This window comes from uncultured Streptococcus sp., from assembly GCF_938036805.1.
GTDB lineage: Bacteria > Bacillota > Bacilli > Lactobacillales > Streptococcaceae > Streptococcus.
In genome coordinates this window covers 1-6,836 of sequence record NZ_CALHWC010000005.1, presented here as the reverse complement: position 1 = coordinate 6,836, position 6,836 = coordinate 1, and the positions used below count along the sequence as shown (strand labels likewise).

The following is a 6,836-nucleotide window of genomic DNA, read 5'->3' as shown; positions in this document are numbered from 1 at the left end:
CTACATAGTCCTCAGGTGTGAATGTCCCATCAGATCCCACCGGAAGACTGCGCATAAGGTAATAACGCAGAGCATCCAAACCGTAGCGTTCTACCAGCATTTCCGGATAGACTACATTGCCCTTAGACTTAGACATCTTGCCATCTTTCATGACAAACCAGCCATGACCAATCAAACGTTCAGGCAATTTGATATCCAACATCATCAGAAGGATTGGCCAGTAGATGGAGTGGAAACGCAGAATGTCCTTGCCCACCATGTGGAAGACTGTTCCGTTCCAGAATTTGTCAAAGTTCCCGTGCTCATCTTGACCGTAGCCAAGAGCTGTCACATAGTTGAGCAGGGCATCAAACCAAACATAGACAACGTGTTTAGGATTTGATGGGACTGGTACTCCCCATGTAAAGGTTGTACGAGAAACTGCCAAATCTTCCAAACCTGGCTCGATGAAGTTTTTCAGCATTTCATTGAGTCGACCATCAGGTGTGATAAAGTCTGGCTGAGATTTGAAGAATTCTACCAAACGATCTTGGTACTTGCTTAGACGGAGGAAGTAAGACTCTTCTGATACCCACTCCACTTCATGTCCAGACGGCGCGATTCCGCCAGTTACATTTCCAGCTTCGTCACGGAAGACTTCAGCCAACTGGCTTTCAGTAAAGAATTCCTCATCAGATACAGAATACCAGCCTGAATATTCTCCCAAGTAGATATCATCTTGGGCCAAGAGTTTTTCAAAAACATCAGCCACAACCTTTTCATGGTAGTCATCGGTCGTCCGGATAAATTTGTCATAAGAAATATCAAGCAATCCCCAGAGTTCTTTCACTCCAACCGCCATGCCATCGACATAGGCTTGTGGGCTGATCCCAGCTTCCTCAGCTTTTTGCTGGATTTTTTGACCGTGCTCGTCAAGACCAGTCAGATAGAAAACATCATGGCCCATGAGGCGCTTGTAGCGAGCCAAAACATCACAGGCAATGGTCGTATAGGCAGACCCAATGTGGAGCTTGCCAGACGGGTAGTAAATAGGTGTCGTAATATAAAACGGTTGTTTTGTAGTCATTTTTTAATCCTTTCAAGGCTAATGAAACCTTTTTTGATAACACTTCATTATATCATATTTCCAAGCGATTGAAAGAGGATAACTGACATTGATTTTAGGCGTTCTTCTCTTCAAATAAATAAGGACGATAGGTTTTATTCCATAGTTTCTTTCGACAATAGTAATAGTAAATAACAGCTCTATTCATCAAATCAGTTGAGAAACAAGCTTCTTAGTTTGTTCATAATTTTTCTCTAGGGCTATAATAAAACAGCTTGATTTAGCCACCTATTTTATTCTAGCCAAAGATCGCTATTTCTCCAAAACTTGCCAATTCTTGCTAAATATAGTAGAATATATAAAAAATATTTAAGGAGATTACTACATGATTGATGCATATAAAAAATTTTGGAAGGGCTATGTGGATTTCACTGGTCGCTCAACTCGCCCAGAATATTGGTGGCCCATTCTCTGCCATTTTTTAGTAATAATACTAATACTTTGTACTGCTCTTCTGATTGAGACGGTTTTGAACTCTGAGATTGGAGGATCCTTATTTTCTGGCCTGATGCTTGTCTATTACATTGCAATTCTGCTTCCCTCTCTCGCCATTAAAGTTCGACGATTGCGAGATGGTGGCTATCATTGGGCTCTTCTCTTTTTGTACTTGGTCCCACTTTTTGGCTATTTTATTCTGTTTATTTTTTATTGTCAGCCTACAAAATATGAACTCCTTAGCAATGATTCCTATAATAATACAGACTACCAAGATCAGCAATTTAGCCAAAATCCCTATCAAGAGCAGCAAAATTACCAACAAAATTTTGTAACAACTGAAAACGAGTAAAGTCCATTGAATCAAGCAAAAAGCATTCTACTTTAACAGGCCTCCCGAAAGGTTAGATTTTTGTGTCTAACTCTCTGGAAGGCCTGTTAAATTTACCTGTTTTTTATATTTGTTAAAGCATACTATTTTTCCATAGCTTCATTATAGATTCGAATCCAAGGAGCAACTTGATTCATCACATCTAAAAACTGTAATAAGTCAATATATTTTTGATCCGTATAAGGCCCAAAAGCCAGACGAATATCTTTGTTAGAACTCATTGGATTGTAATACAGATACAGGTGATGAACTTTTGCATACTTTGTTTCTTCCACTTCCTCAATCTTAATGGTCACATCAGCTAAGTCAGAAAGCATGAGAAATTGGAAATAAGCATCAACCCGTATGATGGCATCCTTGTAGAGATAGAGAGATAGGCTTTCACGCACATAACGAGAATCGCTATAAATCAGTTGAAAATCCTTTTCAAGCTCTGGAAAGTGAGAATAAAGTTCTTGACAGCGTCGCAAACTCTTTTCTCTATTGACTATAGCAAGGCAAGTAAAGAGACCACTCATCGCCATTAGCAGGATGATTAAAATCAGGGTCATTCTCCCCCCGACTTCATCTGTCTGTGACAAAGCCAAGAGCAAAATGAAAGCCCCTAGACCACAAAAAACAGGAAAAATTAACTCCTTATAAAATTTAACATTTATTTTTTCTTGCACCAATTGATCCTCTCAATCCAAACATGGCTAGTTTTCCACCTTTAGCCTATGCCCAAGGATTATAAAAGCGTCCTTGATTGACAAGGAAAAGAAGAAGGCTGAGGGCTAGTAAAAGGACGGACACCAGGATTACAAGTTTGTCTAGTTTTCCGAAGGCTTGCTGGGTGTACCAGGTCCGCTTTTTATTTTTCCCAAAGCGGCGTAGCTCCATTGCCGTCGCGATCGTATTGATTCGCTCGAGCGAGCTGAAAATTAGGGGAATGACGATTTGCAGATTGCCCTTGACCCGCTTGCTAAGGGGAGCCTTTTTGGATAATTCTTGTCCACGCGCCTCTTGAGACATCTTGATGAGGTAAAATTCTTCCTGTAAATCTGGAATATAACGCAGGGTCAGACTGACCGCATAGGCAATCTTATAAGAAAGGCCGATTTGATTCAGACTAGAAGCAAATTGACTGGGGTGGGTGGTCATAAGAAAGATCACCGCTAGGGGAATCGTTGAGAAATACTTGAGCAAAAGATTCAAGAGATAAAAGAGCTCCTGAAGCGTGAGATTATAAGCTCCCCATCCTGTCCAGAGCAGATTCTTGGCTCCATAAATCTCCACCCCATACTGTGGTGCAAAGAGATAGACCATGAGAATATTCAGCGCTGCAAAAGTTCCCGCAAAAGCTAAAACGAAAGAAATATCCTTCAGCCGAATCTCAGACAATCGAAATAACACCAGGGATGCCAGAGCCACAAGAAGGAGGAATCGCGTATCGTAGCTCATCATGGCCGCCACCGAAACCAGGATAAAAAAGATCAATTTGCTGGCACCAGAAAGAGCATGGAGAAAAGTCTTTCCGGCATGGTAGCCAATCAATTTTTGTTGATTAAACATGACTTTCCTCCTTTTTTCGCATGTAAAATTGAGTCAGAGCTAGCGGATCCACTCCCAGCTTCTCAGCTAAGCTAAAAATCGATGTTTCCTTTAGATTGGCCGCTGCAATCAACTCATGATTGGACAAAACCTGAGCAGGCGACTGGTCTGCTAAAATCTGACCGTCCACCACCACGATTGCCCGATCCGAATAATCCAACATGAGCTGCATATCATGGGTAATCATAATAATCGTGTGTCCCTGCTGGTTTAGCTCATCGAGAAAGTCCATCATCTCTGTATAATGGCGCTGATCCTGACCAGCTGTCGGCTCATCCAAAAGGATAATCTCTGGATTTAGCACCAAGATAGAAGCAATGGTCACCCGCTTCTTCTGACCAAAAGACAGGGCTGAAATTGGCCAACTGCGGAATTCATAGAGACCGCAAGTTTTGAGAACAGCATGAACTCTTTCTTCAATCTCTGCTTCGGCCAAACCACGCAACCGTAGTCCCAGAGCCACTTCATCAAAAATCATTGTGGTCGAAATCATCTGATTGGGATTTTGCAGGACATAGCCAATCCGCTCCGCTCGCTCCTTGATAGAGTCTCCCTTGATATCCTGTCCCTGCCAACGATACTCCCCCTCTGTGTCAACAAAACGACAGAGAGCCTTGGCTAGCGTAGACTTGCCAGCTCCATTTTTCCCAACGATGGCTATCCGCTCACCCTTGAACATCTTCAGACTGATATTCCGCAAAATAGGTTGATTGCTCTGATAGGCAAAGGAAACATGGTCAAGTTCTAAAAGGGCTTCGTGACGACTGTCATCCGGCTCTGCTTTTTGCTCGGTCAGACTCTGCGAAAGTTCTGCAAGTTCCAGCTTGGTCAAATCAATCAGATGAGTCGCGCTTGCCACATCAAAACCAAGCTGCCGCAAGGCCGTAATATAGAGAGGTTCTCGGATCCCATTTTCCGCTAAGAGGTCTGTCTTAAGCAGATCATCCGGCGCACCGTTAAAGAGAATCTGACCATCATTGACGAGGACAACTCGGTCAACAGGTCGATAAAGAACATCTTCCAAGCGGTGCTCAATGATGATGGTCGTGGTTGCAGCTTCTCTATGAATCTGATCAATCAAGTCAATCGTGTCCTGACCAGACTTGGGATCGAGGTTGGCCAAAGGCTCATCAAACAGCAAAATTGGACTCTCATCGATCAAGACACCTGCCAGACTGACCCGCTGCTTCTGCCCGCCAGACAAGTCTTGAGGACGATGATCCAAAAGCTGCTCTAGGTCTAGCTGCTTCGCCCAACGGATAACTTTCTCCCGCATCAAGGGCAAATCCACCATGTCATTTTCCAGAGCAAAGGCCAGATCCTCTGCTACACTGAGCCCGATAAACTGACCATCCGTATCCTGCAAAACCGTGCTGACAAGATTTGACTTGTCATAAATACTACTATCAAAGGCTGGCTGCCCCTTAATCAAGAGTTGGCCACTGGCCTGTCCCTTGTAAATATTGGGAATAATGCCGTTGAGACACTGACCCAGGGTTGACTTGCCAGAGCCAGACGGCCCAATAAGCAGCACCTTTTCCCCCTCATAAATGGTCAGATTAATATGCTTCAACGTCGGCTCCGACTGAGCCTGGTATTGAAAACTAAAATCTTCAAATTGAATAATTGGTTTTTTCATGTTTTTCTATAAGGCCAGAGCGATCTGAATCGCCAGATTGGCCACCTTGTCTTTCTCGTCTAAGTCCGCATGATTAGCCAGATTGCGCATGTCCCAAGCCTCCTCAGACAGATGATCCGCCGCATAAAAGAACTGGCAAACCTGAATGTCACGAAAAGCCGCCAAAGCCGCTACAGCCGAGCACTCCATATCCACACAGATAGCTCCCGCCTCTTTTCGCCTGCGCAGCTTGTCCGCAGTCTCTCGGAAAATGCCATCGGTCGTCCAAACCTTGCCCAAGCTATGGGAAATCCCTCGTCGCTCAAGGAAATTTACCAGAAAATCCTGCGAGCCGACATTGACTGCTATCTCCGAACTAGCCGGCTGGTAATGATAGCTAGTCCCCTCATCACGCAAGGCTGCTGTAGGAATAATGACGGATGTTTCTTTGATATCCTCGTCCAGCACACCACAAGTCCCAAAGAGAACCAGTCTTTTCATACCAAAAGCAATCAAATCCTCCAGAATAGCCACACAAGCAGAAGCTCCAACTGGTGCATTAAAAAGAGCTAGCTCCTGCCCATCCGCAAAGACCCGATAGATAGGAATTTCAATGTTGGCCATGGATGTCGTCGTAATCAACTCATGATCAAAATCCGCCAGCATTCGGGCAAAGGTCTCCCGAGCAAAGCAGGACACTGCCGTCTCCGGAAATCCTTCAATAGGCTCTATCAAATCCTCTGGATTAATGATGGCCTTACGATTTTGATCAAATTCTTCAAGAATCATTGGCTTATTTTGTCCCTTTCGTTAGCATGAAATAGCCAGTTAATCTCCACTGACTCTATCCTACTATTGTATCATAAAAAGGCTGTCTACTGACTATCACCAGCATATTTTCTAGCTAGCCAAGGATATAGGCAGACTCTATAGCAAGGACAGGTTCAAGCGCATTTCAAAACAAAAAAGATTGGGATAAAGTAACTGCCCTCCGATAGCTAGATATTAATCTAGCTATCGGAGGGCAGTCAATCTGAATGAGAGTTTGCACATTAAAAAGATTATTCATCCATAAATGGAAGCTAAACTGGCTGAGTCCAGTCTTGACACGAACAAAGACTACAAAACAAACTCTTGGCAATCTTCAAAGAGAGCTTTCATTTGGGCAAAAGTCATAGCAGAAACAAGAACTTTCTCAGCATCAAATAATTGTGTCATATTTTCAGGAAGCTTGTCCAAAAAATCTGAATATGCAATTCTATTGTAAATAAAGAATTTCTCAAGATTATCTGGGTCTGCATCATCACATCCGACCAGATTACAGCACCAGCTAAGTTTTAATTCATCAATATATTCAGTATCTTCTGGTGCGAGGGTAGGTACGAGAGGCAGGATTGTATCAACACCAGCAGTTAGCGTATAGGTACCTAAAATTTTTTCACTCTGCTCACTTCCATAAAATTTACTTTGAGCGTCATAGGCACCACTATACTGTCGAGTGGTGAAAAAATCGCTATAACTCTGAGCAGGATTATCTGCCTTCAAGAAACCTTCCACCAGATGTGGACTCAGGGCAAGCGTTCTCCGAATACCCTCTTGATACACAAGCTCATAGCCTGATTTTAGAAAAGCCTCCAAGCCAAAAACTATGTCCTCTTGATAAGGGTAGTCCCAGACACTTGAACTGCTATATTCTC

Annotated in this window: 7 protein-coding genes; 1 reads left to right on the top strand and 6 read right to left on the bottom strand. The window is 43.2% G+C overall.

Translation table 11 applies throughout. The features are described 5' to 3' along the window. Positions 1–1,066 (bottom strand): methionine--tRNA ligase (gene metG / locus Q0191_RS00245; protein WP_297662736.1); only part of this gene is annotated, 1,066 nt, incomplete at its 3' end. A gap of 364 nt (positions 1,067–1,430) precedes the next feature. On the opposite strand from metG, the gene Q0191_RS00240 reads away from it, so the two are divergent. Then, entirely contained in the window at positions 1,431–1,892 is a 462-nt protein-coding gene (locus tag Q0191_RS00240; RefSeq protein WP_297662734.1) for a DUF805 domain-containing protein, read from the top strand. 122 nt (positions 1,893–2,014) lie between these two features. Here the strand turns inward: Q0191_RS00240 and Q0191_RS00235 are convergent, their stop codons facing one another. From Q0191_RS00235 to Q0191_RS00215, 5 genes are all read right to left on the bottom strand, one after another. Then, positions 2,015–2,599 (bottom strand): hypothetical protein, encoded by a 585-nt coding sequence (locus Q0191_RS00235; RefSeq protein WP_297662733.1) that lies wholly within the window; start codon positions 2,597–2,599, stop codon positions 2,015–2,017. Positions 2,600–2,645: 46 nt separating this feature from the next. Next, positions 2,646–3,482 carry an energy-coupling factor transporter transmembrane protein EcfT gene (locus Q0191_RS00230; RefSeq protein ID WP_297662731.1) on the bottom strand — a complete coding sequence of 279 codons (837 nt, stop codon included), beginning with the start codon at positions 3,480–3,482 and terminating at the stop codon, positions 2,646–2,648. Continuing rightward, entirely contained in the window at positions 3,475–5,160 is a 1,686-nt protein-coding gene (locus Q0191_RS00225) for an ABC transporter ATP-binding protein (protein ID WP_297662729.1), read from the bottom strand. Before Q0191_RS00225 ends, Q0191_RS00230 begins: the two co-directional genes overlap by 8 nt. Before the next feature lie 6 nt (positions 5,161–5,166). Then, positions 5,167–5,928, bottom strand: coding sequence for a nucleoside phosphorylase (locus Q0191_RS00220; protein ID WP_297662727.1), 762 nt, complete (start codon positions 5,926–5,928; stop codon positions 5,167–5,169). A gap of 330 nt (positions 5,929–6,258) precedes the next feature. Further along, positions 6,259–6,836, bottom strand: a 578-nt coding sequence (locus tag Q0191_RS00215; RefSeq protein WP_297662725.1) for a DUF4299 family protein, incomplete at its 5' end; no start/stop codon positions are given.